Raw genomic sequence first — 25,902 nt, 5'->3', positions numbered from 1 at the left:
CGACGCTCAAGCGTCGAGCCTGAAACCAATAGCAGCCATCGCTAACGTTGTGTCGAGCATACGGTTAGCAAAGCCCCATTCATTATCACACCAGACCAGAGTCTTGATCAGGTGAGCACCACTCACGCGCGTTTGCGTACCATCAACGATGGCGCTGTGCGGGTCATGGTTAAAATCTACAGAGACCAACGGTAATTCCGTATAGTCAACTATACCATGAAATGCACCTTGTGCTGCTTTTTGCAGCAACTGGTTGACTTCGCTGGCTTTTACCGGTTTTTTCACCGTCACGCTTAAGTCGATCGCCGTCACATTTATGGTCGGTACACGCACCGCGATCGCTTCAAAACGATCGTTAAATTGCGGAAAAATTCGCGTAATACCCGCCGCCAGTTTGGTATCAACCGGAATAATTGACTGGCTGGCCGCTCGCGTACGACGCAGGTCAGGATGATAGGCATCAATCACCTGCTGATCGTGCATCGCAGAGTGGATCGTTGTAACGGTACCAGACTCAATGCCGTAAGCATCATCCAGCAATTTAATGACGGGAATTATACAATTCGTGGTGCAGGAGGCGTTGGATACAATTCGGTGCTCAGCGCGCAGCTGATCCTGATTAACGCCAAATACAACCGTTGCGTCGATGTCGGGACTGCCAGGATGTGAAAAGAGCACTTTTTTTGCACCGGCGGCAATATGCGCCTCGCCGTGTTCGCGGTTACCGAAGACGCCCGTACAATCCAGCACAACGTCAACACCCAGTTCACGCCATGGCAACGCGTCAAGCGTTCGCTCATGCAAAATGCGGATCGCGTCATCACCAACGATGAGCTGGTCACGTTCCTGACGAACATCCCAGGCAAAACGCCCATGGCTGGTGTCATATTTCAACAAATGCGCCATGCCTGCAGCATCCGCCAGTTCGTTGATTGCCACCACGGTGATTTCCGCCCGACGCCCGGATTCATACAAAGCACGAACCACGTTGCGTCCGATGCGACCGAAACCATTAATCGCTACGCGTACGGTCATAGGTCTCCTGCAAGGATTTCTCAGAAACGATGTGGCAGACAGAGTAATGCAGCAAATCGCTCAGGGAAACCTTACCTGTCGCAAACTGCGACTAATTGGTTAATTGTCGAACATTTAATCGACTGAAACGCTTCAGCTAGAATAAGCGAAACGCGGAATAAAAGGAATGATTGTCCAGCGACAGAACGCAGTTATCTGACTTATGTCACATTTTTACCGCAACACACCCATTAAAACTGCCTCAGCGTCATAATAACGCTCGCCATCCGATGGAATAATGTTCCCCCCGGATGGCTTATTGCCTACAACCGCTATTTCAACCCGGCAATCATCAATGGAGAATTGACGAGAACGCCGTCAGCTCCAAGTTTCACAGCCTGCTGGTAGCTCTCGGCATCGTTGATGCCAAGTAGAATGATATGTGCGCCCGGCTGTGAACGGAAGCAGGACATCGCTTCGTCATCCCAGCGCATTGTTGCTTTAGAGCGCCCCTCTCCCAGCGTGAATTTTTCAACCACCTCAACCTGGCTCTGAAGCTCCAGGCCATACCAGCGCTCCCGAGAATCTTCGGCAGTAATTCCGCACTGGTGACCCATGGTAACATTGGCCAGTAACGTACGCGTTATATCCCGGCTTTCGAAACGGGCCACATCCGGAGGCAGCGCCGCTAAAAAGCGTGAATCCGTCGAATAGATACGCGTACGTTGTAGCGCCTTGCTGCTGCTCAAAACGCGGTGGATTGCATTGGCATTATCGGCCGGTACTGCATCCGGGGATTTTATATCCAGATAGAAGAACGTATCTGGCCAGCGCGTTAGCGCCTGTTTCAACGTGGGAATACCGATATTTTTATTACGATAAGGGGAGTCAGGGGTACCAAAATTAATGGCCGCATCGGCTTTCGCTAGCTGCTCGGCGGTAAATTCAGAGACCTTGCCTTTTAAATTTGTCAGGCTGCTAAGATCGGAAGGACGATACAACACAGGCACACCATCCTTACTTAGCTGGACGGTTATCCAGATGGCATCAGCATGGTTATTCAACGCTTTTTCAATAGCGGGTAAGGTATTTTCTGGCGCATCCCCGGTCCCTCCTCGATGTGCAATTACTTGAGGGGCAGCCTCCACGGCTGCAGCGCAGAACAGGAGAAAAGCGGCGCTAACGTGTTTAATATTCATCATACTCCCTTAATATAAAGACATTGATAAAAATGAACTTAAAAGACGGAATAATTAAAATTCAATACAGACCTACTCAAATAATAAATGCAATGAATGCATTTAATTTGAAATGTATTTCAAATTTATGAAAACGCACAAAAAACCAGTGCATTCACGTCAGTTTTTATCGATAAAATATAATAGATTCAGCCGGACACTTATATTAAATGAAAAATAGATGAAAGATAAAATGCTTAACACACTTTTCTGCCGCAATCAGTGTCCAAAAAAAAACGGGCCGCCTAAGCGACCCGTTTTTATCTGTAACCGTAATTACAGCAGTTCTTTTGCTTTCGCGACAACGTTGTCTACGGTGAAACCGAACTCTTCAAACAGCAGCTCAGCCGGAGCAGACTCGCCAAAAGTGGTCATGCCGACGATAGCGCCGTTCAGGCCCACGTATTTGAACCAGTAGTCAGCAATCCCCGCTTCGATTGCCACGCGTGCAGAAACGGCTTTCGGCAGTACGGATTCACGGTAAGCGGCATCCTGTTTGTCGAACGCGTCGGTGGACGGCATGGAAACCACGCGCGCCTTCACGCCTTCAGCTGTCAGTTTGTCCCACGCAGCCACAGCCAGCTCAACTTCAGAACCGGTCGCAATGAAGATCAGTTCCGGCTGACCAGCGCAATCTTTCAGCACGTAGCCGCCGCGAGCGATGTTCGCCAGTTGCTCTTCGGTACGTTCCTGCTGTGCCAGGTTCTGACGGGAGAGGATCAGCGCGGTCGGGCCGTCCTGACGCTCAACACCGTATTTCCACGCCACGGCGGATTCGACCTGGTCACACGGACGCCATGTGCTCATGTTTGGCGTCACACGCAGAGACGCAACCTGCTCTACCGGCTGGTGAGTCGGGCCATCTTCGCCCAGACCGATGGAGTCGTGGGTGTAGACCATCACCTGACGCTGTTTCATCAGCGCAGCCATACGCACCGCGTTACGGGCATATTCTACAAACATCAGGAAGGTAGAGGTATACGGCAGGAAACCACCGTGCAGGGAGATACCGTTAGCGATAGCGGTCATACCGAATTCACGCACACCGTAATGGATGTAGTTACCGGCGGTATCTTCGTTGATCGCTTTAGAACCAGACCACAGAGTCAGGTTAGAAGGTGCCAGGTCAGCAGAGCCGCCAAGGAATTCCGGCAGCAGAGGACCGAATGCTTCAATCGCGTTCTGAGACGCTTTACGGCTGGCGATTTTCGCCGGGTTAGCCTGCAGCTTCGCAATGAACTCGTTCGCTTTCGCGTCGAAATCAGCCGGCATGTCACCTTTCATACGACGGGTGAATTCAGCCGCTTCCTGCGGGAAGGCTTTCGCATATGCGGCGAACTTCTCGTTCCACGCAGCTTCTTTTGCCTGGCCTGCTTCTTTCGCATCCCACTGGGCATAAATTTCAGACGGGATTTCGAACGGCGCGTATTTCCAGCCCAGCTGTTCGCGGGTCAGTGCGATTTCAGCATCGCCCAACGGCGCACCGTGAGAGTCGTGAGTACCCGCTTTGTTCGGAGAACCGAAACCGATAATGGTTTTGCACATCAGCAGAGACGGTTTGTCGGTCACTGCGCGCGCTTCTTCGACTGCGCGTTTAATCGCATCAGCATCGTGACCATCAACGCCACGAACCACATGCCAGCCATAAGCTTCGAAACGCTTAGCGGTGTCATCGGTGAACCAGCCTTCAACGTGACCATCGATAGAGATGCCGTTGTCATCGTAGAACGCAACCAGTTTGCCCAGCTTCAGCGTACCGGCCAGAGAACATACCTCGTGAGAGATACCTTCCATCATGCAGCCGTCGCCCATGAAAGCGTAGGTGAAGTGGTCAACGATGTCATGACCTGGGCGGTTAAACTGCGCCGCCAGCGTTTTTTCAGCGATAGCCATACCGACTGCGTTCGCAATACCCTGGCCCAGAGGACCCGTCGTGGTTTCAACACCTGCGGTGTAACCCACTTCCGGGTGGCCCGGCGTTTTGGAATGCAACTGACGGAAATTCTGCAGCTCAGACATCGGCAGGTCATAACCGGTGAGGTGCAGCAGGCTATAAATCAGCATGGAGCCGTGGCCGTTAGACAGTACGAAGCGGTCACGGTCAGCCCAGGACGGGTTAGTCGGGTTGTGGTTCAGGAAATCACGCCACAGGACTTCGGCAATGTCAGCCATACCCATCGGGGCACCCGGGTGACCGGATTTGGCTTTCTGTACTGCGTCCATGCTCAGCGCACGAATAGCATTGGCAAGCTCTTTACGTGAGGACATTTTGACTCCAGATCGGATAATGAAGGCCACGCCCTAAACGACTTGACGACAGCGCGTTTTGGGCTACGCCGGAAAAAAGTGCCAACAATGTAACCCAAGCCGCGTGTCATGTACATGGAGCATCCTTTTACGCTTCAGAAATCTCTGGATCATGCACGCATGTTGCGCAATCTTCTCGCCCGCTTATTGTTCTTTTCTTTATACTTATGCTGAGCGTCGGTTAACCTGCAAACGACGCATTTTTTAGAATAATCCTGACTTTGTGCGGAAGAGAAAAAATGAAAATTCGCGCTTTACTGCTTGCTACGAGCATGGCGGCGGCATTGACCGGCTGCCAGAACATGGACTCAAACGGACTGCTTTCCTCAGGCGCAGAGGCTTTTCAGGCCTACAGCCTGAGCGATGCTCAGGTAAAAGCGCTGAGCGATCAGGCCTGTAATGATATGGACAGCAAAGCTACCATCGCCCCGGCTGGCAGCGAGTATGCAACGCGTCTTGGCAAAATCGCCTCCGCGCTTGGCGATAACATTAACGGCCAGCCGGTGAATTACAAAGTCTATATGGCGAAAGATGTAAATGCTTTTGCCATGGCGAACGGCTGTATCCGCGTATACAGCGGCCTGATGGATATGATGACGGATAACGAAGTCGAAGCGGTGATCGGCCACGAAATGGGCCACGTCGCGTTGGGTCACGTGAAAAAAGGCATGCAGGTTGCGTTGGGCACGAACGCGGTGCGTGCAGCGGCGGCCTCCGCTGGCGGCATTGTCGGCAGCCTGTCGCAGTCGCAATTGGGCGATCTTGGCGAGAAACTGGTGAACTCACAGTTCTCCCAGCGTCAGGAATCCGAAGCGGATGATTACTCGTATGATTTGTTGCGCAAACGCGGGATCAATCCGGCAGGCTTAGCCACCAGCTTTGAGAAACTGGCAAAACTGGAAGCCGGACGTCAAAGCTCCATGTTTGACGATCACCCGGCATCCGCCGAACGTGCGCAGCATATTCGCGATCGCATGAGCGCGGACGGAATTAAGTGATCTTCAAGCAGTGCCGGATGGCGGCGTGAAGCCTTATCCGGCCTACAGATTTCATCCCATTATCGGACGTAATTGGCGAAGTCAGTTTGGGCCCGGCCAGCGCACAGCCACCGGAGCGTACACGTAGTACGTGAGGATGGTGAGCACTGCCCGGACCCAAAATGACGAGTAAAATAGTCCGACTATTATTCGCCTTTCTTCGCCGCCTGAATATACAGCATTTCCAGTGCTAACGTCGCCGCCGCCAGCGCGGTGATCTCAGACTGATCGTAAGCCGGTGCCACTTCCACCACGTCCATCCCCACGATATTCAGATCCTTCAGACCACGTACCAGCTTTATCGCACGATCGGACGTCAGACCGCCGATTACCGGCGTACCGGTACCCGGCGCAAACGCCGGATCCAGACAGTCGATATCAAAGGTCAGATACACTGGCATATCGCCAACGATCTGTTTCACCTGGGCAATGACGTCGTCTACGCCGCGATCGTTCACCTGGCAGGCATCCAGTACGGTAAAGCCATTATCTTTGTCGAACTCAGTGCGAATACCAATCTGTACAGAGTGGTTCGGATCGATCAACCCTTCATTTGGCGCAGTATAGAACATGGTACCGTGGTCGAATTCACAGCCGTTAGCGTAGGTGTCGGTGTGGGCATCAAAATGCACCAGCGCCATCTTACCAAAGTGCTTTGCGTGCGCGCGCAGCAGCGGCAGCGTGACGAAGTGGTCGCCACCGAAGGAAAGCATGCGCTTACCTGCAGAAAGCAGTTTCTCTGCGTGCGCCTGCAGTTTCTCACTCATTTCACGGGCATCGCCAAACGCATACACCAGATCGCCGCAGTCCACCACGTTCAGGCGCTCGCGCATATCGAAGTTCCATGGGAAGCGGTTGTGCTCCCACGCCAGGTTGGTAGAAACCTGACGGATTGCTGCCGGGCCATGGCGACCGCCCGCGCGGCCAGACGTTGCCATATCAAACGGTACGCCGGTGATCACCCAGTCGGCATCGCTATCGTAAGGCATGAAATTCATCGGCAGACGCAAAAAACCAAAGGCGTTAGAAACCAGGGAGTTGTCGTATTGATGACCTAAGGTGCTCATGTGCTGACCTCTTGTAAAATCGGTGAAAAAAAATCCCCTCCGCGTCGTTAAGCCCGACGAGGAAGGGATTGATTTACGTGACTACTTGTATCGGCGAATTATCGCCGTTAATTTGTACGGATTCAAGTGAGCGCCGCAAACGCAGCGCCACCGGGAATTTACCGTTATTCATCTTCCAGATAGGTGTATCCGTACAGCCCTGCTTCAAATTCTTCGAGGAACTGTTGTTGCAACTCGGCGTCCAGATCGGTGTTTTTCACCTGATCACGGAACTGCGTCAGCAGCGTTTTCGGATCCAACTGCACGTACTGCAGCATATCCGCCACGGTATCGCCTTCATCAGACAGCTCAACTTCCACGCTGCCGTCAGGGAAGACAAACACGTCAACGGCTTCGGTATCGCCGAACAGGTTGTGCATGTTACCAAGGATCTCCTGATACGCGCCGACCATAAAGAAGCCCAGCATCGGCGGGTTCTCCGGGTCGTATTCCGGCATCGGCATGGTGGTGGCAATACCATCCCCGTCAACGTAATGGTCGATAGCGCCATCAGAGTCACAGGTAATATCCAGCAGCACCGCGCGGCGCTCAGGCGCCTGGTTCAGCCCTTCCAGCGGCAGCACCGGGAACAGTTGGTCGATCCCCCACGCATCCGGCATTGACTGGAACAGTGAGAAGTTGACGTAAATCTTATCCGCCATCCGCTCCTGCAGCTCATCGATAATCGGGCGGTGCGCGCGATTGCTCGGATCGAGTTGTTTTTGCACATTATGGCACATGTTCAGATAGAGCTGCTCTGCCCACGCACGTTCCTGCAGGCTAAAGGTGCCAGAAGAGTAGCCAACGTGAATATCGTGCAGGTCCATCTGGCTGTCGTGCAGCCATTCACGCAGCGAACGACGCGTGCCCGGCTCGTGCATCTCTTGCCAGGTTTCCCACATGCTTTGCAGGGAGCGCGGCGCGTTGTCTGCCGGCGGCGTCGCTTCGGTAATTTCGCTACGCTCAACGCCAATGATGTTGGAGACCAGCACGGTATGGTGCGCGGTAACGGCACGACCCGATTCAGTGATCACTGTCGGGTGCGGCAGACCATGCTCTTCACAGGCATCGCCAATCGCCCAGATAATGTTGTTGGCGTATTCGTTCAGGCCGTAGTTTACGGAGCAGTCGGACTGCGAGCGGGTACCTTCATAGTCCACGCCCAGGCCGCCGCCCACGTCGAAGCACTGAATATTCACGCCCAGCTTGTGCAGCTCGACGTAGAAACGGGCCGACTCACGCACGCCGGTGGCGATATCACGAATGTTCGCCATCTGCGAGCCGAGGTGGAAGTGCAGCAGTTGAATGCTGTCCAGACGGCCGCGCTCACGCAGAATTTCTACCAGTTGCAGTACCTGGTTTGCCGCCAGGCCGAATTTGGATTTTTCACCACCGGAGGACTGCCACTTGCCGGAACCCTGCGACGCCAGACGCGCACGCACGCCCAGACGCGGAACGACATTCAGGCGTTCAGCTTCATCCAGCACGATGGCGATTTCAGACATCTTCTCGATAACCAGATAGACCTTATGGCCCATCTTCTCGCCAATCAGCGCCAGACGGATGTATTCACGGTCTTTATAGCCGTTACAGACGATCACGCTACGGGTCATTCCGGCATGAGCCAGAACGGCCATCAGTTCAGCCTTGGAACCCGCTTCCAGTCCCAACGGTTCGCCGGAGTGGATCAGTGATTCAATCACGCGACGGTGTTGGTTGACCTTGATCGGGTAAACGAGGAAATAGTCACCGTTGTAGCCGTAGGATTCACGGGCGCGTTTGAACGCGGCGTTAATCGAACGCAGTCGGTGTTGCAGGATCTGCGGGAAGCAGAACAAAGCAGGCAGACGCTGGCCCTGCGCTTCACGGGCTTTCACCAACTCAGCAAGGTCAACACGCGCTTCTGGTACGTCCGGATCCGGGCACACGCTGATGTGACCCAGTTCATTGACGTCATAGTAGTTATTACCCCACCAGGCAATATTGTAAGTACGCAGCATCTTGCTGGCTTCCTCGGAACTCATTGCAACCTCCTGCATGGAGCGTAGTACACCGTGTTCGCCTGCTGACGAAGGCGAACCCAAAGAAATGTCGTCAGACATAGCGAACCTCAAATTTTATTAACAAGTGTAAAACAGTTGACTACTATCGCAATCCAAAGACGCGATAACAACCCAAATACAGGCAGAATTTCCAGCAGATAGTGCTGACGCTCCGACTGTGCGACCGGTTTCTTTTTCATATCATTGTAAACACGTAACCGAACGTACTGCTGACAGTTCGGCGAAACCACGAGAAAACTCTTGTTTACCAAGAGCGCCCTTGTTCAGTTCTTAGTGACCGTTACCGGCTCTTGAGTCCTGAGATACGCCGAGATGGGTATACACTTCATCCTTCATGCATGCAGCCTCTTTGTTGGCTACGCGCATTCGCCCCAGTCACGTACTACTCGTACGTTCAGGAGACTCATTCATTTGCCGCCTCGACGCAGCATAAATGATTTTGTGTATATAACATCGACAGGTATGCAAAACAGAGATGCAGATTGCGGGGGACATATGTACACCAGAACGGTGCGACAGATTCAGCAGAATACAACGGTTCATTATCTCGTATCACCTCCACGGTTGCTCCTTACGGAGAACCCACAAGCCAAAGCTAAAGTTTTAACCCGGCTGGAAGTGGCAACACGATGAAAATGTCGTGTGCTTTTTGTATGAGCCGCGCGCCGCGTTTTATACCGATATGGGGAGTAAAAAGCAAAAGATAAATGCACACATTGCCAGCACCGTCAGGAAAAATTTCCAGTTACATTTTCAGTACAATGCGACCTCAATCAAAAAAAGCTGGAAATCAGGCGAAGAACTGTCCTAAAATAGCCGTCCAGATGTTAATCCATCTATACCGATTAACACTCAGACTGCCAGTGTCCGTCATCTGCAGACTCATGGTAGAATCTTCTACACATGGCTATCCCACTCGACAGTTTGAGCTAACCAAATTCTCCTTAGGTGAAATTAAATATGGCAAAACACCTTTTTACGTCCGAGTCCGTATCAGAAGGGCATCCTGACAAAATCGCTGACCAAATCTCTGATGCCGTGCTGGATGCAATCCTGGAACAGGATCCGAAAGCACGCGTTGCCTGCGAAACCTACGTCAAAACCGGTATGGTTTTAGTTGGCGGTGAGATCACCACCAGCGCATGGGTCGATATCGAAGAGATCACCCGTAACACGGTGCGCGAAATTGGCTATGTGCATTCCGACATGGGTTTTGACGCCAACTCTTGTGCGGTACTGAGCGCAATTGGTAAACAGTCTCCGGACATCAACCAGGGCGTTGACCGTGCCGATCCGCTGGAACAGGGCGCGGGCGACCAGGGCCTGATGTTTGGCTACGCCACCAACGAAACCGATGTGCTGATGCCAGCCCCGATTACCTATGCTCACCGTCTGGTGCAGCGTCAGGCTGAAGTGCGTAAAAACGGCACCTTATCCTGGCTGCGCCCGGATGCAAAAAGCCAGGTTACCTTCCAGTATGACGACGGCAAAATCGTCGGTATTGATGCGGTCGTTCTGTCGACTCAGCACTCTGAAGATATCGATCAGAAATCGCTGCAAGAAGCCGTTATGGAAGAGATCATCAAGCCGGTACTGCCGACTGAATGGCTGAATGCTTCTACCAAATTCTTCATCAACCCAACCGGTCGTTTCGTTATCGGCGGCCCAATGGGCGACTGCGGTCTGACCGGTCGTAAGATTATCGTTGATACCTACGGCGGTATGGCTCGTCATGGTGGCGGCGCATTCTCTGGTAAGGATCCGTCTAAAGTTGACCGTTCCGCAGCCTATGCGGCCCGCTACGTCGCGAAAAACATCGTTGCCGCTGGCCTGGCTGACCGTTGTGAGATTCAGGTTTCCTACGCAATCGGCGTGGCTGAACCGACCTCTATCATGGTAGAAACGTTCGGTACCGAAAAAGTGCCTTCAGAACAGTTGACCCTGCTGGTGCGTGAGTTCTTCGACCTACGCCCGTATGGTCTGATTCAGATGCTGGATCTCCTGCACCCAATCTACAAAGAAACCGCAGCCTATGGTCACTTTGGTCGTGAGCATTTCCCTTGGGAAAAAACCGACAAAGCGCAACTGCTGCGTGACGCTGCCGGACTGAAGTAATTCAGTCACGACTGAACGCTTATGCTTCTTAAGACCAGCCTCGGCTGGTCTTTTTTATGCCCATCTTCTCTCTGCCTCCCCTTTCCATAACAGCGCTATTAATCCTCTTTTTGAACGAAAATGAAAGCGATTACATTAAGCTGTGTTTCCTCCCTCTTCTAATTAACATAACCTGGCCATCTCTTGTGCATCATTGTTACATTACTTTTCAGTATTGTCTTAATTCCAGGCAAATAACTGTATCGTATTATTATAAAAACCTTATCTTTCAAAGTCATAATTAATAATCGCCATGAATGCCAATGTAAGCGATTACACTAATGTGATGTGATTCGCATTTTTTTACTCCGTACTCACCTACCCTTAACATCAACAAAACTAGCTACCCAACCGGAGGGCATCATGCCTGACAATAAAAAAACGGGGCGTTCCAACAAAGCCATGACATTTTTTGTCTGCTTTCTTGCAGCCCTGGCTGGATTACTTTTTGGCCTGGATATCGGTGTTATTGCCGGTGCTTTACCGTTCATTACCGACGAGTTTCAAATTACCCCGCACACTCAGGAATGGGTGGTGAGCTCAATGATGTTTGGTGCGGCTGTAGGCGCTGTCGGCAGCGGCTGGCTCTCCTTCAAACTGGGGCGTAAAAAGAGCCTGATGATTGGCGCGATCCTGTTTGTTGCCGGTTCATTGTTCTCCGCCGCGGCACCAAACGTTGAAGTGCTACTGGTTTCCCGCGTGCTGCTGGGCCTGGCCGTTGGCGTTGCGTCTTATACCGCGCCGCTGTACCTGTCCGAAATCGCACCGGAAAAAATCCGCGGCAGCATGATCTCGATGTATCAGTTGATGATCACCATCGGGATCCTCGGCGCTTACCTCTCCGATACCGCATTCAGTTATAGCGGCGCATGGCGCTGGATGCTGGGCGTAATCATTATCCCTGCTCTGTTACTGCTGATTGGCGTTATCTTTCTGCCGGACAGCCCGCGTTGGTTTGCAGCTAAACGTCGTTTTGTCGATGCCGAGCGCGTTCTGTTGCGTCTGCGTGATACCAGCGCTGAGGCCAAACGCGAACTGGATGAAATTCGTGAGAGTCTGCAGGTTAAACAAAGTGGCTGGGCGCTGTTTAAAGAAAACAGTAACTTCCGTCGTGCAGTGTTCCTTGGCGTGCTGTTACAGGTGATGCAGCAGTTCACCGGGATGAACGTCATCATGTACTACGCGCCAAAAATCTTTGAACTGGCGGGTTATACCAACACCACCGAGCAGATGTGGGGAACGGTTATCGTTGGCCTGACCAACGTGCTGGCAACCTTTATCGCCATTGGTCTGGTTGACCGCTGGGGCCGTAAACCTACGCTGATTCTTGGCTTTATCGTTATGGCTGTAGGTATGGGCGTGCTGGGCACCATGATGCATGTGGGTATCCACTCCGCTGCCGCCCAGTACTTTGCCGTGCTGATGCTGCTGATGTTTATCGTTGGCTTCGCAATGAGCGCCGGTCCGCTGATTTGGGTACTGTGTTCTGAAATTCAGCCGCTGAAAGGCCGCGATTTCGGCATCACCTGCTCTACCGCAACCAACTGGATTGCTAACATGATCGTCGGCGCAACCTTCCTGACGATGCTGAACTCGCTGGGCAGCGCTAACACCTTCTGGGTCTACGGCGGCCTGAACGTCCTGTTCATCTTCCTGACCCTGTGGCTAATCCCGGAAACGAAAAACGTCTCTCTGGAGCACATTGAACGTAACCTGATGAAAGGTCGTAAACTGCGCGAAATTGGCGCACACGACTAATCACTCAAGGCTTCCTCCCCCAGGCGGGAGGAAGCCTTCCTCTTGCAGTCCCTTCCCTGTCGCACTATCCTCTGGCGTTATGAAAACCTCCCGACTTCCCATCGCCATCCAGCAAGCCGTTATGCGCAGCCTGCGAGAAAAACTCGCCCAGGCCAATCTCAAGCTGGAACGTCATTACCCGGAGCCAAAGCTGGTTTACCAACAGCGCGGAACCGCTGCAGGTACGGCGTGGCTACAAACTTACGAAATCCGCCTCAACCCGGTGCTGCTGATGGAAAACGTCGATGCGTTCGTTAACGAAGTGGTCCCCCATGAACTGGCGCATTTGCTGGTGTGGAAGCACTTTGGCCGCGTCCCGCCGCACGGAAAAGAGTGGAAATGGATGATGGAGAGTGTGCTGGGCGTCCCGGCCCGACGCACGCATCAGTTTGAGCTGCAATCCGTGCAACGTAAAACCTTTGCTTACCGCTGTAAGTGCCAGGAACATCACTTGACCGTTCGCCGCCATAACCGTGTTGTTCGCGGTGAAGCTACCTACCGCTGCGTCCATTGCGGCGAACCACTGGTTGCAGAATAATATTCGGAATTATCAGGAACCTTTCTGATCTCGCTGATTGCATACAAGAACAACTTTCGCTACGTTGCGGGCTCGTTTTGACACGGAGTTCGTGATGTACCGTAATCTTTCTTTTGCCGCGGTCATGTTAGCCGCTGCGTTTTCTGGCCCGGTGTTAGCCGAAGGTATCAACAGTTTTTCTCAGGCGAAAGCAGCAGGCGTCAAAGTTAACGCCGATGCGCCGGGCGATTTCTACTGCGGTTGTAAAATTAACTGGCAAGGTAAAAAAGGGGTCGTTGACCTTGAATCCTGCGGCTATAAAGTGCGAAAAAACGAAAACCGCGCCAGTCGTATCGAATGGGAACATGTTGTCCCTGCCTGGCAGTTTGGCCATCAGCGCCAGTGCTGGCAGGACGGAGGACGTAAAAACTGCGCCAAAGATCCAGTCTATCGCCAGATGGAAAGCGATATGCATAACCTGCAGCCTGCAGTGGGTGAAGTAAATGGCGATCGCGCAAACTTTATGTACAGCCAGTGGAACGGTGGCGAAGGCCAGTATGGACAGTGCGCCATGAAGGTTGATTTCAAAGAGAAAGTTGCCGAGCCGCCAGCCCGCGCCCGCGGCGCTATCGCACGCACCTATTTTTATATGCGCGACCAATACAACCTGACGCTCTCCCGCCAACAAACCCAGCTTTTTAATGCCTGGAACAAGCAATATCCGGTTACCGACTGGGAGTGTGAGCGCGACGAACGCATTGCGAAGGTACAGGGGAACCATAACCCCTATGTGCAACGCGCTTGCCAGGCGCAAAAGAGCTAACCTACACTAGCGGCAATATTTTTAACCATGCCCTGGCCTTTCGCAGCCCAGGGCCGTGACGCGGATGTTTAACTATGCGCATTCCTCGCATTTATCACCCTGAACCACTCGCTTCCGGCAGCCAAATTTCACTGTGTGAAGATGCCGCCAACCATATCGGTCGTGTGCTGCGTATGGGACCAGGCCAGGCGTTACAGCTGTTTGACGGCAGCAATCAAATCTTTGACGCCGAAATCACTCACGCCAGCAAGAAAAGCGTTGACGTGAAGGTGCTTAACGCCGAACTCGACGATCGTGAATCGCCGTTGCACATCCATCTGGGCCAGGTGATGTCGCGCGGCGAAAAAATGGAATTTACTATCCAGAAATCGATCGAACTGGGTGTAAGCCTCATTACGCCACTTTTTTCTGAGCGCTGCGGCGTTAAACTGGACAGTGAACGCCTGAACAAAAAGCTCCAGCAGTGGCAGAAAATCGCCATTGCCGCCTGCGAACAGTGCGGTCGTAACCGGGTGCCTGAAATTCGCCCGGCAATGGATCTGGAAGCATGGTGCGCTGAGCAGGACGAAGGGTTAAAACTGAACCTGCATCCTCGCGCCAGCGCCAGCATCAATACGCTGCCGCTGCCGGTAGAGCGCATCCGCTTGCTGATTGGCCCGGAGGGTGGGCTGTCGGCAGATGAAATTGCCATGACCGCACGTTATCAGTTTACTGATATTCTGTTAGGACCTCGCGTTCTGCGTACTGAGACAACTGCGCTCACCGCCATTACCGCGCTACAGGTGCGTTTTGGCGATCTGGGCTAACGGAGAAGAACAATGATCAAGCTCGGCATCGTGATGGATCCCATCGCAAGCATCAACATCAAGAAGGATTCCAGCTTCGCTATGCTGCTGGAAGCACAACGTCGTGGTTACGAAATTCACTATATGGAGATGGCCGATCTTTATCTGATCAACGGTGAAGCCCGCGCCCGTACGCGGACCCTGAGCGTAGAGCAGAACTACGACAAATGGTATGAGTTCAAGGGTGAGCAGGATCTCCCGCTGGCCGATCTGGATGTGATTCTGATGCGTAAGGATCCGCCATTTGATACTGAGTTCATTTACGCGACCTATATTCTGGAACGTGCAGAAGAAAAAGGGACGTTAATCGTCAACAAACCGCAGAGCCTGCGCGATTGTAACGAAAAACTTTTTACCGCATGGTTTGCCGACCTGACGCCAGAAACGCTGGTCACCCGTAACAAAGCGCAGCTAAAAGCCTTCTGGCAAAAACACAGCGACATCATTCTCAAGCCGCTGGACGGCATGGGCGGCGCATCTATTTTCCGTGTGAAGGAAGGTGACCCAAACCTCGGCGTCATTGCCGAAACGCTGACCGAACATGGTACTCGCTACTGCATGGCGCAGAACTATTTGCCAGCGATTAAAGACGGCGACAAACGCGTACTGGTTGTGGATGGCGAACCCGTTCCGTACTGCCTGGCGCGTATTCCGCAGGGTGGTGAAACCCGTGGCAACCTGGCCGCCGGTGGTCGTGGCGAGCCGCGTCCATTAACCGACAGCGACTGGGAAATTGCCCGCCGCATTGGCCCAACGCTGAAAGCGAAGGGGTTGATTTTTGTCGGTCTGGATATCATTGGCGATCGCCTGACGGAAATTAACGTCACCAGCCCAACCTGTATTCGTGAGATTGAAGCAGAATTCCCGGTTTCGATTACCGGTATGTTGATGGATGCCATTGAGGCTCGTTTGCAAAAATAAAAGAACTCGCCGGTAGAAGGGATCCTACCAATACTCATAGTGACAGCGCTCGTATTTGTACGCATACTGGGCGCTGTTGCTTTTTTGAACCAGGAAACAGAACCTCTGACAATGAATTTACAGCATCACTTTCTTATTGCCATGCCTGCTCTCCAGGATCCGATTTTCCGCCGTTCCGTGGTGTATATCTGTGAACACAATGAGAACGGAGCAATGGGGATTATCATCAATAAACCTCTGGAAAACTTACAAATTGAAGGGATTCTGGAAAAGCTGAAAATTACACCTGAAGCACGCGATCCGGCTATTCGTCTGGATAAACCGGTGATGCTCGGCGGGCCGCTGGCGGAAGACCGTGGGTTTATTCTGCATACCCCGCCGTCACGCTTTGCATCCAGTATCCGCATTTCAGATAACACCATCATCACCACCTCCCGCGATGTATTAGAAACCTTAGGTACGCAGGAGCAACCCTCTGAGGTGCTGGTTGCGCTAGGCTATTCATCATGGGAAAAAGGCCAGCTCGAACAAGAACTGCTGGATAATGCCTGGCTTACGGCCCCCGCCGATCTCAACATCTTGTTTAAAACGCCGATTGCCGACCGCTGGCGCGATGCGGCGAAACTTATCGGGATAGATATTCTGACCATGCCTGGCGTGGCGGGACATGCCTGATGAGCGGAACATTACTCTCTTTCGACTTTGGTACCAAAAGCATTGGCGTTGCGATTGGTCAGCGTATTACCGGTACCGCGAGACCCTTGCCCGCGATCAAAGCACAGGACGGTACGCCGGACTGGAATTTGATTGAACGCCTGCTGAAAGAGTGGCAGCCGGACGAAATCATTGTCGGCTTACCGCTCAATATGGATGGCACCGAACAACCCCTTACCGCACGTGCACGCAAGTTCGCTAACCGTATTCACGGTCGTTTTGGCGTTACCGTGACGTTGCATGATGAGCGTTTGAGTACCGTCGAAGCCCGCTCCGGCCTGTTTGAGCAAGGCGGGTACCGGGCACTGAATAAAGGTAAAGTGGACTCCGCTTCTGCCGTTATTATTCTCGAAAGCTATTTCGAGCAGGGCTACTAAAGCCGTCCCTGCGCCTGGCGCTGCTGCAGGCTTTGCGTAAACGTCTGCATGCCTGTCTGTTGCCCGGTTTGCATTACGCCGGGTAGCTGATGCGTTTTCCCTTCACGGATCAGGTTACCGACGGCGGGCGTGTTGATGAGCAGTTCGAATAGCGCCACGCGTCCTCCCTGCTTATCTTGTTCCAGCTTTTGCGAAAGCACTGCCCGCAGGCTGTCTGCCAGCTGATTACGCACCGGATCTTTCTCCGGTGCAGGAAAGGTATCCACCAGCCGCGCAATCGCCTGAGCCGCCCCTCGCGTGTGTAACGTTGCCAGCACCAGATGCCCGGTTTCCGCAGCCGTTAACGCCAGACGAATGGTTTCCACGTCGCGCAGCTCGCCCAGCAGGATGACATCAGGATCTTCACGCAGCGCGCCGCGCAAACCGGCGGCGAAAGAAGCGCAGTGTACGCCCACCTCCCGTTGTTGAATGAGACAACGCTGGCTGGTGTAACGATATTCAATGGGATCTTCCAGCGTCAAAATATGTCCCGCGACGTGCTGATTAAGATATGCCACCATCGCCGCCAGGGTCGTTGATTTACCGCTGCCGGTAGCGCCGGTCACCAGAATTAATCCATTTTCACTGTGCAGCAACTCAGGTAACGCGGCGGGAGTCTGGAGATCATCCAAACATGGGCAATCAAGCGGCAATAGCCTTAGCGCCAGAGAGATTCCCTGCTGATGCACAAATGCGCTCGCGCGCAGACGCCGTGAGTTCGCCAGCGTAATGGCAAAATCTATCTGTCCCTTTTTTTGCCACTGTACCTGTTGTTGCTCACTGAGCCAGCACATCAGCAACGTCTCTACGTCAGGCGTGGTAAACGGCGCGATTTCGACATTTCCGCGTATGCGCCAGCGCGCAGGCCATGCATTGCACAGGTGTAGATCCGACACGTTATGCTTTACACTAAGGGCCACTATTTCTTCCATATTCATATGAACATCCTCGGAAAATGAACGATATCGCGCATAACCTGGCACATGTCCGGGACAAAATCTCAGCCGCCGCGACGCGTTGCGGGCGGTCTTCAGAAGAAGTTACATTGCTTGCAGTCAGTAAAACCAAACCTGCGAGCGCCATCGAAGATGCCATTGCCGCAGGTCAGCGAGCCTTCGGTGAAAATTATGTTCAGGAAGGGGTGGATAAAATTCGCTACTTCCGGGAACAAGGCGTCAACGATCTGCAGTGGCACTTTATCGGCCCACTGCAGTCCAACAAAAGCCGTCTGGTCGCTGAACATTTTGACTGGTGTCATACGATTGATCGCCTACGCATCGCTGCCCGTCTGAGCGAACAGCGCCCGGCGGAACTACCGCCGCTGAATGTGCTGATCCAAATTAATATCAGCGATGAGAACAGTAAGTCGGGTATTCCGCTGGCAGAGCTTGATGCACTGGCCGCTGAAGTCGCCGCATTGCCGCGTATTAACCTGCGTGGTCTGATGGCAATTCCGGCGCCTGAGTCAGATTATGTAAGGCAGTTTGAAGTTGCACAGCAAATGGCTGTAGCATTTACCGGGTTGAAAACACGCTACCCAGGCATCGACACCCTCTCACTGGGGATGTCTGATGATATGGATGCCGCAATTGCGGCGGGTAGCACGATGGTGCGCATTGGCACCGCCATTTTTGGTGCTCGTGATTACACTAAAAAATAAGGAAAACTAAGGAACACCATGAATACGTTGACCTTCCTGCTCTCAACGGTAATTGAGCTGTATACCATGGCGCTGCTGCTACGCGTGTGGATGCAATGGTCTCGCTGCGATTTTTACAACCCGTTCTCGCAGTTTATAGTGAAAATCACTCAGCCTATTATTGGGCCGTTACGCCGTGTGATTCCCCCGATGGGGCCGATTGACAGCGCCTCGGCATTAGTTGCGCTCGTTCTCAGCTTTATCAAAGCCATCGTGCTGTTTAAGGTGGTCACGTTCCAGCCGATTATCTGGATCGCCGCCGTACTGATTGTCCTCAAGACCATCGGACTGCTGATTTTCTGGGTACTGCTAGTGATGGCGATTATGAGCTGGGTCAGCCAGGGCCGCAGCCCCGTGGAGTACGTGCTGATTCAACTGGCGGATCCGCTGCTGCGTCCTATTCGTCGTATCCTCCCGGGTATGGGCGGCATCGATTTCTCGCCGATGATTCTGGTTCTGCTGCTCTATGTGATTAACATGGGTATCGCGGAAGTGTTACAGGCGACAGGCAATATGCTGCTGCCGGGGCTGTGGATGGCGCTATGAGTGCCGTTACACCCTGCGACGACGGTCTGGTTTTACGGCTCTACATTCAGCCGAAAGCCAGCCGTGACAGTATTGTGGGTTTGCATGGCGACGAAGTAAAAGTCGCCATTACCGCCCCGCCGGTGGATGGGCAAGCGAACAGCCATCTGGTGAAATTTCTCGGCAAACAGTTCCGTGTGGCAAAAAGCCAGGTCGTTATTGAGAAGGGCGAGCTTGGCCGTCACAAACAGGTTAAAATCATTCATCCGCAACAGATCCCGCCCGAAATTGCGGCGCTAACTGATTAGGTATCCCATGCAAAAAGTTGTCCTCGCGACCGGCAATGCCGGTAAAGTGCGTGAACTCGCCTCTCTTCTGAGTGATTTCGGACTTGATGTCGTTGCCCAAACGGATCTGGGTGTTGATTCTGCAGAAGAGACCGGGCTGACGTTTATTGAGAATGCCATTCTGAAGGCACGTCATGCCGCGCAAATTACCGGACTACCGGCCATTGCTGATGACTCCGGTCTGGCGGTGAACGCCCTGGGCGGCGCGCCGGGCATCTATTCGGCCCGTTATTCCGGCGAAGATGCGACCGACAGGCAGAATCTGGAAAAACTGCTTCACACCCTGCAGGATGTTCCTGATGACAAGCGCCAGGCACAGTTCCACTGCGTGCTGGTCTATATGCGCCACGCAGACGATCCAACGCCGGTAGTGTGCCACGGAAGCTGGCCGGGTATTATTACCCGTGAACCTGCCGGAAACGGTGGCTTTGGCTACGACCCGATCTTCTTTGTGCCGACTGAAGGGAAAACGGCGGCTGAACTGACCCGGGAAGAGAAAAGTGCGATTTCTCACCGCGGACAGGCGTTGAAGCTGCTGCTGGATGCCCTGCGTAATGGTTAAGCTTCCGCCGCTAAGTCTTTATATTCACATCCCGTGGTGCGTGCAAAAATGTCCGTACTGCGACTTTAACTCGCATGCACTGAAGGGCGATGTTCCTCATGACGACTATGTGCAGCATCTGTTGAGCGATCTGGATACTGAGGTTGCCCACGCCCAGGAACGTGAAGTAAAGACAATTTTTATCGGTGGCGGTACGCCGAGCCTGCTTTCTGGCCCGGCAATGCAAACACTGCTCGACGGCGTGCGCGCACGCCTGAAGCTGGCCGCGGATGCAGAAATCACGATGGAGGCGAATCCCGGTACGGTGGAAGCCGATCGCTTTGTTGATTATCAACGCGCTGGCGTAAACCGAATCTCCATTGGCGTACAGAGCTTTAGCGCCGCCAAACTTGAGCGCCTGGGGCGTATTCACGGACCGGAAGAAGCCAAACGTGCCGCGAATCTGGCGAGTGGTCTGGGGCTACGTAGCTTTAATCTCGATCTGATGCACGGCCTGCCGGATCAGACTCTGGAAGAAGCGTTGAGCGATTTGCAGCAGGCCATCGCGCTCAACCCGCCGCATCTTTCCTGGTATCAGTTGACCATCGAACCCAACACGCTATTTGGTTCACGTCCGCCGGTATTACCGGACGATGACGCGCTGTGGGATATTTTTGAGCAAGGCCACCAGTTGCTGACTGCCGCGGGGTATCAACAGTACGAAACCTCAGCCTATGCGAAACCGGGCTATCAGTGTCAGCACAATCTCAATTACTGGCGTTTTGGCGACTATCTTGGCATTGGCTGCGGCGCGCACGGCAAAATCACTTTCCCGGACGGACGCATCCTGCGCACCACCAAAACGCGGCATCCACGCGGATACATGCAAGGACGTTACCTGGAAAGCCAGCGTGATGTCGCCGAAGCCGACAAGCCGTTCGAGTTCTTTATGAACCGTTTCCGGTTACTGGAGGCCGCGCCGCGTGCAGAATTCACGCAATACACCGGGCTTGCCGAAGACGTTATTCGTGGACAGATTGATGCAGCTATCGCCCAGGGTTACCTGAGTGAATGCGATGAATACTGGCAGATTACCCAACACGGTAAGCTGTTTTTGAATTCGCTGCTGGAATTGTTCCTGGCGGAGTAATACGGTAACGATGTAGGCCGGATAAGGCCTTGAGCCGCCATCCGGCAAATTGCCTGATGGCGCTGCGCTTATCAGGCCTACAGGGTTAGGGCGATAAGCGCAGCCACCTACATCGATTAATACTGATTAAACATTTCCTGGATCTGCTTCGGATCCTTGGTTTGCGTCAGCGCAAGCTGCAGCAGAACACGCGCTTTTTGCGGGTTCAGAGAACCTGAAGCCACAAAGCCGTATTTCGCATCATCAACTTCAGCATCCTGCGTGGTGGAGCCGGTTGGTACACGGGAGGAACGCACCACGACGGTACCTTTATGCGCGGCAGTGGCCAGCGTATCGAATACCGTTTTATACAAGTTGCCGTTACCTACACCCGCACTGACGATACCCGCATAACCCGCGTCGACCAGCGCTTTGGCTGGCAGATCCGAGGCGTTAGCGTAGTTGTAAACAATCCCCACTTTCGGCAGTTCGGTCAGCTTAGACACATCGAACGGAGTAGACGTGGTGTGCTTACGCGCAGGCGTACGCTGGTAGTCAATCTTGCCGTTATGGATGTAGCCCAGCGGGCCATAGTTAACGGATTTGAAGGTGGCTACATCGGTAGTGTTGGTTTTGGTCACGTCGCGACCATCCATCACGGTGTCGTTCATCACCACCAGCACACCACGGTTGGCAGAGGCTTTGTCTGCAGCCGTCACCACTGCGTTATACAGGTTGAACGGACCATCGGCGCTCATCCCTGTAGACGGACGCATTGCACCCACCAGCACTACCGGCTTGTTGCACTTGACGGTCAGGTCGAGGAAATAGGCGGTTTCTTCCATGGTATCCGTACCATGCGTCACCACAAAACCATCGGTTTTATCACACTCGGTGTTAATCTTTTTCGCCAGCGTTAACCAGACGTCGTCATTCATATCCTGAGAGCCGATGTTCACCACCTGCTCGCCTTTAACAACCGCGATGTCTTTCAACTGAGGTACGGCTTCAACCAGATTCTCTACGCCTACCTTGCCTGCCGTGTAGTTAGATTTTGTCGCGGAATCACCACCGCCGGCAATGGTCCCGCCGGTTGCTAAAATAGTGATGTTTGGCAGTGCAAGCGCCGCACCGCTGAAACCCATAACCAGTGCGGCAAGTGCCGTTTTCTTGAAAAACTCCATGTTATTTCTCCAGTTACTTGAATTTGCAGCATTATGTCTATCTTACAGATGAATAATGTGACGGCATCCAATTAACCAGATTTATATCTCCATCAAATTGCCATTCTTAGAGATGGATATCAAAAAAACAGAAAGATACAAAATAAAACGGCACAGAATGTTTCTGTGCCGTTAAAAAGAGGTGAAAATTATTTCAGCGTGCTAACCAGCGTTTTACGATCGTTTTCCAGCGTCACGACGCGGGCGCAAACATCTTTGCCAAACTGCTGGAAGTCTTGTTCCTGATTCTTCCATTCGTTCTGAATTGACGTTTGCAAACCACCGAGGCTCCCGAGCACGCCCTGCAGCGGGTTACCGCCGCCTTTGAGCACAGCTTTGGCGCCCATCTCGTTGATGCTGTCCTGCAAAATGCCGCCCATCGCCTGATTCACTAATTGCTGCCCGTCGGCGCGGACCTGGTCAATCGCCTTATAGTGGAAGGTCAGCCCATCAGTACGATGTTCGATGATGCGGTTCATCTGCGCTTTCAATTGCGCATCCAGCTTGGTTAAGCGGCCACGCATGTTGCTGCTTTCACCGACCTCTTTGGCGATGATTTTGTCCAGCGCCACGCGACCTTTCTCTACGCGCGCTCTGGCACCTTCGTCAATCCACGGCAGGCTGCTACGCAACGCGGCCTGATAATCTTTAGCCTGCTCACGCTGTGCGGCGTTCAGGTTGTACTGCTTACCGTTAAAGGTGACATCGCCGGCCTGGGTAATAACCAGATCGCCGTTTTCGCCTTTCACCTGCACCGTTTGTGGGTTCAAAATCACATCGTCACGTGGGGTGACGCTGCACTGATAATCGGCATGTGCGGCCATCGCCGTGAACGTTAGGACTGCCGCCAGCAGCGTTTTGCGCATCATATCTTTCCCTCAATACAAATCGGGCCGGCATTTGCCGACCCTGTGCTACTTAGTCCCACCAAATATCGAAAAGTTCGCTGGTGCGCACTTCTTCAAGTTTATGCTCTTCCAGCCACATACGGACGATTGCCTGATGTTCTTCGGTGCATTTGCCGATTTCCTGCAGACAGATCAGACCTTCCCAGGCCAGATAGCCGCTGCCGTCAAAGGCCAGTTTGTTCGGTTCGATAACCTCATCGATAAAGTCATCAACGATTTTATCGACCTGCTCTCCAGATGTACCTTCCGGGAAACGCCATGCAACCGAAAATCCTATTTCCTGGAATTCGTCGATGTGCATTTTTTTACGCAGACGACGGCTACGGTTCTTTGCCATTATTTCACCCTCTCGAACATTAAGTCCCATACGCCGTGGCCAAGACGATGACCACGTTGTTCAAATTTGGTTACCGGGCGCGATTGTGGGCGCGGTACATAATCGTTACTCTCTGACTGGTTTTTATACCCGTCAATAGAGGACATCACTTCCAGCATGTGCTCCGCATACGCTTCCCAGTCGGTTGCCATATGGAACACGCCGCCCAGCTTCAGCTTACTTAAGATATGCTCAGCAAACGGTACCTGAACGATACGGCGTTTATTATGACGTGCTTTATGCCACGGGTCAGGGAAAAACAGCTGAACCATAGATAAAGAATTGTCAGGAATCATTTTATGCAGGACTTCAACGGCATCATGGCACATGACACGCAAGTTCTCGACGCCCTCTTCATGGGCTGAAGCCAGACACGCGCCAACGCCCGGCGAGTGAACCTCGATGCCGAGGAAATTCTGTTCCGGACGCGCTTTCGCCATCGCCACCAGCGAAGCCCCCATCCCAAAACCAATTTCAAGCGTGACTGGCGCATCGCGACCAAACAGCGCAGCGAAATCTACAGGCTCTTCGCTGAACTCAACGCCCATCACCGGCCAGTAGTTTTCCAGCGCGTGTTCCTGCCCTTTCGTCAGTCGCCCCTGGCGACGAACAAAACTACGAATCCGGCGCAGAGGGCGGCCGTTTTCATCAAATTCCGGTGAAATGACGTCGTTCTTCATAAAAGTTTAGTCTGCTGTGTTTGAGTTCTGAAAACGGGCATTATCCAAAGTTAGTTGCCGGATGCAAGTAAAGGAAGAAAGTGAGCAGCGGAAAGTTCCGGTTTACACCCCGTTGCCGCTGTGCTGCAATCTTGCCCCCGGCAATAATGAAACGGTAATCATGCAAGCCTCTCAATTTTCAGCTCAGGTTTTGAGCTGGTACGACAAATACGGGCGCAAGACGCTGCCCTGGCAAATTGACAAGACGCCTTACAAAGTATGGCTCTCTGAGGTGATGCTGCAACAAACTCAGGTTGCCACCGTTATCCCCTATTTTGAGCGCTTTATGGCGCGCTTCCCGACGGTAACGGATTTGGCCCATGCGCCGCTGGATGAAGTTCTGCATTTATGGACCGGACTGGGCTATTACGCCCGTGCGCGCAATTTACATAAAGCCGCGCAGCAGGTTGTGGCGCTGCATGGCGGTACTTTTCCGCAAACCTTTGATGAAGTCGCCGCCCTGCCAGGCGTTGGACGCTCGACCGCAGGCGCGATCCTTTCACTCTCTCTGGGTCAGCATTTTCCGATTCTTGACGGTAACGTCAAACGCGTGCTGGCTCGCTGTTATGCTGTAAGCGGCTGGCCGGGGAAAAAAGAGGTCGAAAAGAAACTGTGGGAACTGAGCGAGCAGGTTACGCCTGCCCACGGCGTTGAGCGTTTTAACCAGGCGATGATGGATTTAGGCGCTATGGTTTGTACACGTTCAAAGCCTAAATGTTCGCTGTGTCCGTTAGAAAATGGCTGTGTAGCGGCCGCCAATGCAAGCTGGGCGCTGTATCCTGGTAAAAAACCCAAACAGACGTTACCGGAACGTACGGGCTATTTTTTACTGCTGCAGCATGATGACGAGGTGTTGCTATCGCAGCGTCCGCCCAGCGGCTTATGGGGTGGTTTATACTGTTTTCCACAGTTTGACGACGAAGATGGGCTGCGTAAGTGGCTGGCGCAACGGCAAATTAACACAGATAATCTGATCCAACTTAATGCGTTTCGCCATACCTTTAGCCATTTCCACTTAGATATTGTGCCTATGTGGCTTCCCGTGTCTTCATTCACCTCATGCATGGATGAAGGCAACGCGCTCTGGTATAACTTAGCGCAACCGCCATCTGTTGGGCTGGCGGCTCCCGTGGAGCGTTTGTTACAGCAATTACGTGCCGGTACACAAGTTTAACGTAGCGGTCGAAAGAGAGGATTTTTTATGAGCAGAACGATTTTTTGCACTTTCCTGCAACGCGAAGCAGAAGGTCAGGATTTTCAGCTGTACCCAGGCGATCTGGGAAAACGCATTTATAACGAGATTTCTAAAGAAGCCTGGGCGCAATGGCAGCACAAGCAAACCATGCTGATTAACGAGAAGAAACTCAATATGATGAACGTCGAGCACCGTAAGCTGCTGGAGCAGGAGATGATCAACTTCCTGTTTGAGGGTAAGGACGTGCATATTGAAGGCTATACACCAGAGTCATAAGAACCGTTGCCG

At 52.9% G+C, this 25,902-nt stretch carries 27 protein-coding genes and 1 pseudogene; 16 read left to right on the top strand and 12 right to left on the bottom strand.

The features are described from left to right. Positions 1-6: 6 nt before the first annotated feature. The 3 genes from epd to tkt form a co-directional block, all read right to left on the bottom strand. Positions 7-1,035: an erythrose-4-phosphate dehydrogenase gene (gene epd / locus FDX09_RS15100; RefSeq protein WP_038633548.1), complete on the bottom strand. Its 1,029-nt coding sequence runs from the start codon at positions 1,033-1,035 to the stop codon at positions 7-9. A 311-nt stretch (positions 1,036-1,346) separates the two neighbouring features. Next, positions 1,347-2,216, bottom strand: a complete 870-nt coding sequence (locus FDX09_RS15095; RefSeq protein ID WP_137347448.1) for a glycerophosphodiester phosphodiesterase family protein — start codon at positions 2,214-2,216, stop codon at positions 1,347-1,349. A gap of 312 nt (positions 2,217-2,528) precedes the next feature. Beyond that, a complete protein-coding gene (tkt, locus tag FDX09_RS15090) occupies positions 2,529-4,520 on the bottom strand; it encodes a transketolase (RefSeq protein ID WP_038633569.1) in 1,992 nt (663 codons plus the stop codon). Positions 4,521-4,798: 278 nt separating this feature from the next. On the opposite strand from tkt, the gene FDX09_RS15085 reads away from it, so the two are divergent. Continuing rightward, positions 4,799-5,557 carry a M48 family metallopeptidase gene (locus FDX09_RS15085; protein WP_038633572.1) on the top strand — a complete coding sequence of 253 codons (759 nt, stop codon included), beginning with the start codon at positions 4,799-4,801 and terminating at the stop codon, positions 5,555-5,557. 185 nt (positions 5,558-5,742) lie between these two features. Here the strand turns inward: FDX09_RS15085 and speB are convergent, their stop codons facing one another. From speB to FDX09_RS24020, 4 genes and pseudogenes are all read right to left on the bottom strand, one after another. After that, positions 5,743-6,663, bottom strand: coding sequence for an agmatinase (speB, locus tag FDX09_RS15080; protein ID WP_038633575.1), 921 nt, complete (start codon positions 6,661-6,663; stop codon positions 5,743-5,745). Positions 6,664-6,827: 164 nt separating this feature from the next. Then, on the bottom strand, positions 6,828-8,804 hold the full coding sequence (gene speA / locus FDX09_RS15075) for a biosynthetic arginine decarboxylase (protein WP_072014782.1): 1,977 nt from the start codon (positions 8,802-8,804) through the stop codon (positions 6,828-6,830). An 8-nt stretch (positions 8,805-8,812) separates the two neighbouring features. Further along, positions 8,813-8,944 carry an acid stress response protein YqgB gene (gene yqgB, locus FDX09_RS15070; protein WP_064507034.1) on the bottom strand — a complete coding sequence of 44 codons (132 nt, stop codon included), beginning with the start codon at positions 8,942-8,944 and terminating at the stop codon, positions 8,813-8,815. 262 nt (positions 8,945-9,206) lie between these two features. Further along, positions 9,207-9,308, bottom strand: a pseudogene (locus tag FDX09_RS24020) (hypothetical protein); the annotation flags it as partial. A 417-nt stretch (positions 9,309-9,725) separates the two neighbouring features. On the opposite strand from FDX09_RS24020, the gene metK reads away from it, so the two are divergent. From metK to ruvX, 8 genes are all read left to right on the top strand, one after another. Then, positions 9,726-10,880 carry a methionine adenosyltransferase gene (gene metK / locus FDX09_RS15065; RefSeq protein WP_006686850.1) on the top strand — a complete coding sequence of 385 codons (1,155 nt, stop codon included), beginning with the start codon at positions 9,726-9,728 and terminating at the stop codon, positions 10,878-10,880. A gap of 402 nt (positions 10,881-11,282) precedes the next feature. Further along, positions 11,283-12,677, top strand: coding sequence for a galactose/proton symporter (gene galP / locus FDX09_RS15060; protein WP_069324803.1), 1,395 nt, complete (start codon positions 11,283-11,285; stop codon positions 12,675-12,677). A gap of 79 nt (positions 12,678-12,756) precedes the next feature. After that, positions 12,757-13,254 carry a SprT family zinc-dependent metalloprotease gene (locus tag FDX09_RS15055; protein WP_038633587.1) on the top strand — a complete coding sequence of 166 codons (498 nt, stop codon included), beginning with the start codon at positions 12,757-12,759 and terminating at the stop codon, positions 13,252-13,254. 94 nt (positions 13,255-13,348) lie between these two features. Then, complete coding sequence (gene endA, locus FDX09_RS15050) at positions 13,349-14,056, top strand: deoxyribonuclease I (RefSeq protein ID WP_137347447.1); 708 nt, start codon at positions 13,349-13,351, stop codon at positions 14,054-14,056. Between the two features lie 74 nt (positions 14,057-14,130). Next, complete coding sequence (gene rsmE, locus FDX09_RS15045; protein ID WP_038633593.1) at positions 14,131-14,862, top strand: 16S rRNA (uracil(1498)-N(3))-methyltransferase; 732 nt, start codon at positions 14,131-14,133, stop codon at positions 14,860-14,862. A gap of 12 nt (positions 14,863-14,874) precedes the next feature. Continuing rightward, entirely contained in the window at positions 14,875-15,822 is a 948-nt protein-coding gene (gshB, locus tag FDX09_RS15040; protein ID WP_038633598.1) for a glutathione synthase, read from the top strand. Positions 15,823-15,933: 111 nt separating this feature from the next. Further along, positions 15,934-16,497, top strand: coding sequence for a YqgE/AlgH family protein (locus FDX09_RS15035; RefSeq protein WP_032940453.1), 564 nt, complete (start codon positions 15,934-15,936; stop codon positions 16,495-16,497). After that, positions 16,497-16,913 (top strand): Holliday junction resolvase RuvX, encoded by a 417-nt coding sequence (gene ruvX / locus FDX09_RS15030; protein WP_038633601.1) that lies wholly within the window; start codon positions 16,497-16,499, stop codon positions 16,911-16,913. Before FDX09_RS15035 ends, ruvX begins: the two co-directional genes overlap by 1 nt. On the opposite strand, the gene FDX09_RS15025 is transcribed toward ruvX, so the two are convergent. After that, a complete protein-coding gene (locus FDX09_RS15025; protein WP_137347446.1) occupies positions 16,910-17,890 on the bottom strand; it encodes a type IV pilus twitching motility protein PilT in 981 nt (326 codons plus the stop codon). The genes ruvX and FDX09_RS15025 overlap by 4 nt on opposite strands. A 17-nt stretch (positions 17,891-17,907) precedes the next feature. On the opposite strand from FDX09_RS15025, the gene FDX09_RS15020 reads away from it, so the two are divergent. The 5 genes from FDX09_RS15020 to hemW are packed head-to-tail and all read left to right on the top strand — an operon-like array spanning position 17,908 to position 21,214. Further along, complete coding sequence (locus FDX09_RS15020; RefSeq protein WP_087856786.1) at positions 17,908-18,612, top strand: YggS family pyridoxal phosphate-dependent enzyme; 705 nt, start codon at positions 17,908-17,910, stop codon at positions 18,610-18,612. Positions 18,613-18,630: 18 nt separating this feature from the next. Beyond that, positions 18,631-19,197: a YggT family protein gene (locus tag FDX09_RS15015; protein ID WP_137347445.1), complete on the top strand. Its 567-nt coding sequence runs from the start codon at positions 18,631-18,633 to the stop codon at positions 19,195-19,197. Then, the gene (gene yggU / locus FDX09_RS15010; RefSeq protein ID WP_003027101.1) at positions 19,194-19,484 is read left to right on the top strand and encodes a DUF167 family protein YggU; all 291 of its coding nucleotides are present in this window, start codon (positions 19,194-19,196) and stop codon (positions 19,482-19,484) included. Before FDX09_RS15015 ends, yggU begins: the two co-directional genes overlap by 4 nt. Before the next feature lie 7 nt (positions 19,485-19,491). Further along, the gene (locus tag FDX09_RS15005) at positions 19,492-20,085 is read left to right on the top strand and encodes an XTP/dITP diphosphatase (RefSeq protein ID WP_038633614.1); all 594 of its coding nucleotides are present in this window, start codon (positions 19,492-19,494) and stop codon (positions 20,083-20,085) included. Beyond that, on the top strand, positions 20,078-21,214 hold the full coding sequence (hemW, locus tag FDX09_RS15000) for a radical SAM family heme chaperone HemW (RefSeq protein ID WP_137347444.1): 1,137 nt from the start codon (positions 20,078-20,080) through the stop codon (positions 21,212-21,214). The genes FDX09_RS15005 and hemW overlap by 8 nt, the downstream gene beginning before the upstream one ends. 116 nt (positions 21,215-21,330) lie before the next feature. Here the strand turns inward: hemW and ansB are convergent, their stop codons facing one another. From ansB to trmB, 4 genes are all read right to left on the bottom strand, one after another. Further along, positions 21,331-22,377: an L-asparaginase 2 gene (gene ansB, locus FDX09_RS14995; protein ID WP_038633619.1), complete on the bottom strand. Its 1,047-nt coding sequence runs from the start codon at positions 22,375-22,377 to the stop codon at positions 21,331-21,333. Positions 22,378-22,565: 188 nt separating this feature from the next. Next, positions 22,566-23,285 (bottom strand): DUF2884 domain-containing protein, encoded by a 720-nt coding sequence (locus FDX09_RS14990; protein ID WP_038633622.1) that lies wholly within the window; start codon positions 23,283-23,285, stop codon positions 22,566-22,568. A 49-nt stretch (positions 23,286-23,334) separates the two neighbouring features. Continuing rightward, positions 23,335-23,661, bottom strand: coding sequence for a YggL family protein (locus FDX09_RS14985; RefSeq protein ID WP_137347443.1), 327 nt, complete (start codon positions 23,659-23,661; stop codon positions 23,335-23,337). Beyond that, on the bottom strand, positions 23,661-24,380 hold the full coding sequence (gene trmB / locus FDX09_RS14980) for a tRNA (guanosine(46)-N7)-methyltransferase TrmB (RefSeq protein WP_038633629.1): 720 nt from the start codon (positions 24,378-24,380) through the stop codon (positions 23,661-23,663). The genes FDX09_RS14985 and trmB overlap by 1 nt, the downstream gene beginning before the upstream one ends. A gap of 160 nt (positions 24,381-24,540) precedes the next feature. Here trmB and mutY point away from each other — a divergent pair, with 160 nt between their 5' ends. Next, positions 24,541-25,593: an A/G-specific adenine glycosylase gene (gene mutY, locus FDX09_RS14975; RefSeq protein ID WP_137347583.1), complete on the top strand. Its 1,053-nt coding sequence runs from the start codon at positions 24,541-24,543 to the stop codon at positions 25,591-25,593. A 27-nt stretch (positions 25,594-25,620) separates the two neighbouring features. Beyond that, positions 25,621-25,890, top strand: a complete 270-nt coding sequence (locus FDX09_RS14970; RefSeq protein WP_003027126.1) for an oxidative damage protection protein — start codon at positions 25,621-25,623, stop codon at positions 25,888-25,890. The last annotated feature ends 12 nt before the right edge of the window (positions 25,891-25,902 follow it).

It is taken from the genome of Citrobacter sp. wls717, assembly GCF_005280955.1.
GTDB classification, from domain to species: Bacteria; Pseudomonadota; Gammaproteobacteria; order Enterobacterales; family Enterobacteriaceae; genus Citrobacter; species Citrobacter werkmanii.
The sequence above is the reverse complement of the archived record's forward strand: the minus strand, read 5'-3'. Positions and strand labels throughout refer to the sequence as shown.

Bases quoted from the DNA above. Each gene is read 5' to 3' on its own strand.
- yggU (WP_003027101.1), top strand. From the start codon at position 19,194: ATGAGTGCCGTTACACCCTGCGACGACGGTCTGGTTTTACGGCTCTAC.
- FDX09_RS14985 (WP_137347443.1), bottom strand. From the start codon at position 23,661: ATGGCAAAGAACCGTAGCCGTCGTCTGCGTAAAAAAATGCACATCGAC.
- mutY (WP_137347583.1), top strand. From the start codon at position 24,541: ATGCAAGCCTCTCAATTTTCAGCTCAGGTTTTGAGCTGGTACGACAAA.
- trmB (WP_038633629.1), bottom strand. From the start codon at position 24,380: ATGAAGAACGACGTCATTTCACCGGAATTTGATGAAAACGGCCGCCCT.
- speA (WP_072014782.1), bottom strand. From the start codon at position 8,804: ATGTCTGACGACATTTCTTTGGGTTCGCCTTCGTCAGCAGGCGAACAC.
- FDX09_RS15055 (WP_038633587.1), top strand. From the start codon at position 12,757: ATGAAAACCTCCCGACTTCCCATCGCCATCCAGCAAGCCGTTATGCGC.
- FDX09_RS15085 (WP_038633572.1), top strand. From the start codon at position 4,799: ATGAAAATTCGCGCTTTACTGCTTGCTACGAGCATGGCGGCGGCATTG.
- FDX09_RS15015 (WP_137347445.1), top strand. From the start codon at position 18,631: ATGAATACGTTGACCTTCCTGCTCTCAACGGTAATTGAGCTGTATACC.
- FDX09_RS15005 (WP_038633614.1), top strand. From the start codon at position 19,492: ATGCAAAAAGTTGTCCTCGCGACCGGCAATGCCGGTAAAGTGCGTGAA.
- endA (WP_137347447.1), top strand. From the start codon at position 13,349: ATGTACCGTAATCTTTCTTTTGCCGCGGTCATGTTAGCCGCTGCGTTT.
- tkt (WP_038633569.1), bottom strand. From the start codon at position 4,520: ATGTCCTCACGTAAAGAGCTTGCCAATGCTATTCGTGCGCTGAGCATG.
- FDX09_RS15020 (WP_087856786.1), top strand. From the start codon at position 17,908: ATGAACGATATCGCGCATAACCTGGCACATGTCCGGGACAAAATCTCA.
- gshB (WP_038633598.1), top strand. From the start codon at position 14,875: ATGATCAAGCTCGGCATCGTGATGGATCCCATCGCAAGCATCAACATC.
- yqgB (WP_064507034.1), bottom strand. From the start codon at position 8,944: ATGAAAAAGAAACCGGTCGCACAGTCGGAGCGTCAGCACTATCTGCTG.
- FDX09_RS15095 (WP_137347448.1), bottom strand. From the start codon at position 2,216: ATGATGAATATTAAACACGTTAGCGCCGCTTTTCTCCTGTTCTGCGCT.
- FDX09_RS15025 (WP_137347446.1), bottom strand. From the start codon at position 17,890: ATGAATATGGAAGAAATAGTGGCCCTTAGTGTAAAGCATAACGTGTCG.
- metK (WP_006686850.1), top strand. From the start codon at position 9,726: ATGGCAAAACACCTTTTTACGTCCGAGTCCGTATCAGAAGGGCATCCT.
- speB (WP_038633575.1), bottom strand. From the start codon at position 6,663: ATGAGCACCTTAGGTCATCAATACGACAACTCCCTGGTTTCTAACGCC.
- FDX09_RS14990 (WP_038633622.1), bottom strand. From the start codon at position 23,285: ATGATGCGCAAAACGCTGCTGGCGGCAGTCCTAACGTTCACGGCGATG.
- FDX09_RS15035 (WP_032940453.1), top strand. From the start codon at position 15,934: ATGAATTTACAGCATCACTTTCTTATTGCCATGCCTGCTCTCCAGGAT.
- hemW (WP_137347444.1), top strand. From the start codon at position 20,078: ATGGTTAAGCTTCCGCCGCTAAGTCTTTATATTCACATCCCGTGGTGC.
- FDX09_RS14970 (WP_003027126.1), top strand. From the start codon at position 25,621: ATGAGCAGAACGATTTTTTGCACTTTCCTGCAACGCGAAGCAGAAGGT.
- galP (WP_069324803.1), top strand. From the start codon at position 11,283: ATGCCTGACAATAAAAAAACGGGGCGTTCCAACAAAGCCATGACATTT.
- ruvX (WP_038633601.1), top strand. From the start codon at position 16,497: ATGAGCGGAACATTACTCTCTTTCGACTTTGGTACCAAAAGCATTGGC.
- epd (WP_038633548.1), bottom strand. From the start codon at position 1,035: ATGACCGTACGCGTAGCGATTAATGGTTTCGGTCGCATCGGACGCAAC.
- rsmE (WP_038633593.1), top strand. From the start codon at position 14,131: ATGCGCATTCCTCGCATTTATCACCCTGAACCACTCGCTTCCGGCAGC.
- ansB (WP_038633619.1), bottom strand. From the start codon at position 22,377: ATGGAGTTTTTCAAGAAAACGGCACTTGCCGCACTGGTTATGGGTTTC.